This is a genomic window from Ruegeria halocynthiae (assembly GCF_900106805.1).
In the GTDB taxonomy this organism is placed as follows: domain Bacteria; phylum Pseudomonadota; class Alphaproteobacteria; order Rhodobacterales; family Rhodobacteraceae; genus Ruegeria; species Ruegeria halocynthiae.
The window spans coordinates 1-2255 of record NZ_FNNP01000030.1 but is presented as its reverse complement, the minus strand read 5'-3'; the positions used below and the strand labels follow the sequence as shown (position 1 = coordinate 2255).

At 55.6% G+C, this 2255-nt stretch carries 3 protein-coding genes; all 3 read right to left on the bottom strand.

Going from position 1 to position 2255, the window contains the following annotated elements:
- Positions 1–55: 55 nt before the first annotated feature.
- Genes BLU89_RS21015 through BLU89_RS21005 form a run of 3 tightly spaced genes read right to left on the bottom strand, consistent with a single transcriptional unit; the run spans position 56 to position 2018 of the window.
- On the bottom strand, positions 56–397 hold the full coding sequence (locus BLU89_RS21015; RefSeq protein WP_074739695.1) for an EamA family transporter: 342 nt from the start codon (positions 395–397) through the stop codon (positions 56–58).
- On the bottom strand, positions 394–1335 hold the full coding sequence (locus BLU89_RS21010; RefSeq protein WP_074739693.1) for a ketopantoate reductase family protein: 942 nt from the start codon (positions 1333–1335) through the stop codon (positions 394–396). The genes BLU89_RS21015 and BLU89_RS21010 overlap by 4 nt, the downstream gene beginning before the upstream one ends.
- Before the next feature lie 59 nt (positions 1336–1394).
- Positions 1395–2018, bottom strand: a complete 624-nt coding sequence (locus BLU89_RS21005; RefSeq protein WP_218129444.1) for a helix-turn-helix domain-containing protein — start codon at positions 2016–2018, stop codon at positions 1395–1397.
- Between the last annotated feature and the right edge of the window lie 237 nt (positions 2019–2255).

The window sequence follows — 2255 nt, the reverse complement described above, 5'->3', positions numbered from 1 at the left end:
ACCGCAAATCCGCCGCATAATCACATGAACCAGATGAGCCAGACCCTCTCTTAGCTCACGCCGCCATCTGTCCCAAAATCCCTGACGACGGACAGCCCACCACAATTGCACCCTGAGACGCCGGAACAGTCTGCATCGCGAGAGAGATAAAGAACGGAAATCCGAATACGGTGCCCAGGCTGCACCCGATCAATGGGATGAACTGCCTGCCGCGCGGTCGCTCCGGCCGCAGTATCAGCAATACGACCCCGGCCACCAGTGCAGCCACGATTGCCCGCCAGATCGCGATTTGATCCGGTGACAGTCCCTGTACAGCAATGCGCGTCATTGGCAGGGTCAGGCTGAAGGAAAAAACGCCAAGCAGTCCCAGCAAAACACCTTTTCGCACATCAATCATGCGGAATTCAAAGCGGCGGTCCGCTGCCCGAGTTCATATGCCTGCAAATGGGAGAGACAGGTTCTCAAGAGTGGAACGCGCAGGGCATGACGGGCGGCGCGTTCCGAGAGATCGCCCAGAATATGGTCGGCTTCGGTTTCAGCTCCGCTGGAAATGTCTCTGAGCATTGATGCGGTAGATTGCGAGTTGCGATCTGTGAGCTGCTTTCGGTATTCGTCCAGGGCCGCTGGCGCTGGCGAGAACCCTTCTGCGTCGGCGATGCGGGCACATTCACCCAGCAACTGCAGGATCAAATCCTCGCCCTGGGCGGTCGCCAGGATCCTGCCAATGCTCGCCCGCATCAGACATGTCATTCCTGCAAGGGTGCCCAGAAAGACCAACTTGTCCCACATGTCCTGCTTAATGTCGCTCCTCACGCGCAAATCGATTGGAGAGGCTTGCATCTGGCCAATCAACATATCGGCACGCTCATCATTGGCGTCTGGATGCAGCGGTCCAAGGAAGAACCGGTTCAGATTGTTGAAATGGCTGATTGATCCGTCCGACTCCACTTTGACGCCAAGATGGGCGACACCACCCCAGACGGCACAATCGGGGAACCTTGCCTGGATCACCTCGATGTGTCGAACGCCATTCAGAAACGGCACAATGACTGTGGTGTCTGAAACGCATGGGGAAACCGCTTCAAGAGCCGAACTCAGGTCATAGGCCTTGCAGCTCAGGAAAATGAAATCGGCGTCTGGAAGAGCTTTGGCATCGGTTGCCAGATCAGGCAATCCGCTCCAGTTTCCCAACGGGCTTTTCAGGTGCAGCCCTTGTTGTTGCAGATTGATGGCCCGGTTTTGTCGCACCAGCAATCGCGGCGCAAATCCAGCTTCTGACATCCGGGCCGCGAGATAGCCCCCGATACCTCCTGCTCCCAATATCAGTAGGCGCATGTTGATTCTCCTAAAGTAGATGTAATCTACTTTAGGAGACTATCACTTCCCCGCAATAGTTATTTGTTTGCTGCCTGTGCGCCGGTGCCATCAATGACGATAAAGAAAACAGCTTCATCGTTGCCGGTGTTGTGAAAGCTGTGTTCCTGGTTGGCCGGGTAGAACAGGAAATCGCCTGCGCTCAGCTTGTGAATCTCACTGCCTACGGTCACTGCCAACTGTCCCGACTGGACAAAGAGATGTTCTTCAACTCCCGCACGGTGGGATGGAAACGGCTCGGTCGCTTGTCCAGGGGGCAAGGAATTCTGGACAAAATCGACACCCCTGCCGTGATAGAGCGGCGAAAGGGATCGTCTCACAAATCCCGAGCGGGGATCGCGGTATTCCGGCTGATCCTCTGCGCGCACGACAACTGCCGACGATGCCACCCGTCCGCCAATGAGTTGCGAGATCGACGTATCCAGCGCTTCCGCCAGTTTGCCAAGAACCGAGGTTGTCGGTACCGCGTCGCCTCGTTCGATCTTGGAAATCATCGCACGGCTGACACCGGAGGCATCGGCCAGTTTCTGAATTGTCAGACTGCGCTTCTGCCTGTGAGCTTTCAAAGATTGAGAGACTGCTGCTTCTACCATGGTGGCAATTTGCCAATTGTGAATCTCGGGGGCAAGGTTCCATTCGCCCATCTGAGCGCAAGTCTGAAGGGCCACTATGTTGCGATTGAAGGCTCGCTTGTATTCTGTGTCCGCTGCAAGACGCGATACACAGTAGGCCGTGACACATCGAACAACTCCGCCAGATGGCTTTGTCGCAAAATTTGGCGTAGTTCAAAGCTATCGTTTTGACTGGCCGCTATTATCCAGCGAGCTCTGCAAATTGACGGAATCCGCTTGTTGAACGCCCAAGCTGGCCCTTGCGGATCA

Bases quoted from the DNA above. Each gene is read 5' to 3' on its own strand.
- BLU89_RS21015 (WP_074739695.1), bottom strand. From the start codon at position 397: ATGATTGATGTGCGAAAAGGTGTTTTGCTGGGACTGCTTGGCGTTTTT.
- BLU89_RS21010 (WP_074739693.1), bottom strand. From the start codon at position 1,335: ATGCGCCTACTGATATTGGGAGCAGGAGGTATCGGGGGCTATCTCGCG.
- BLU89_RS21005 (WP_218129444.1), bottom strand. From the start codon at position 2,018: ATGGGCGAATGGAACCTTGCCCCCGAGATTCACAATTGGCAAATTGCC.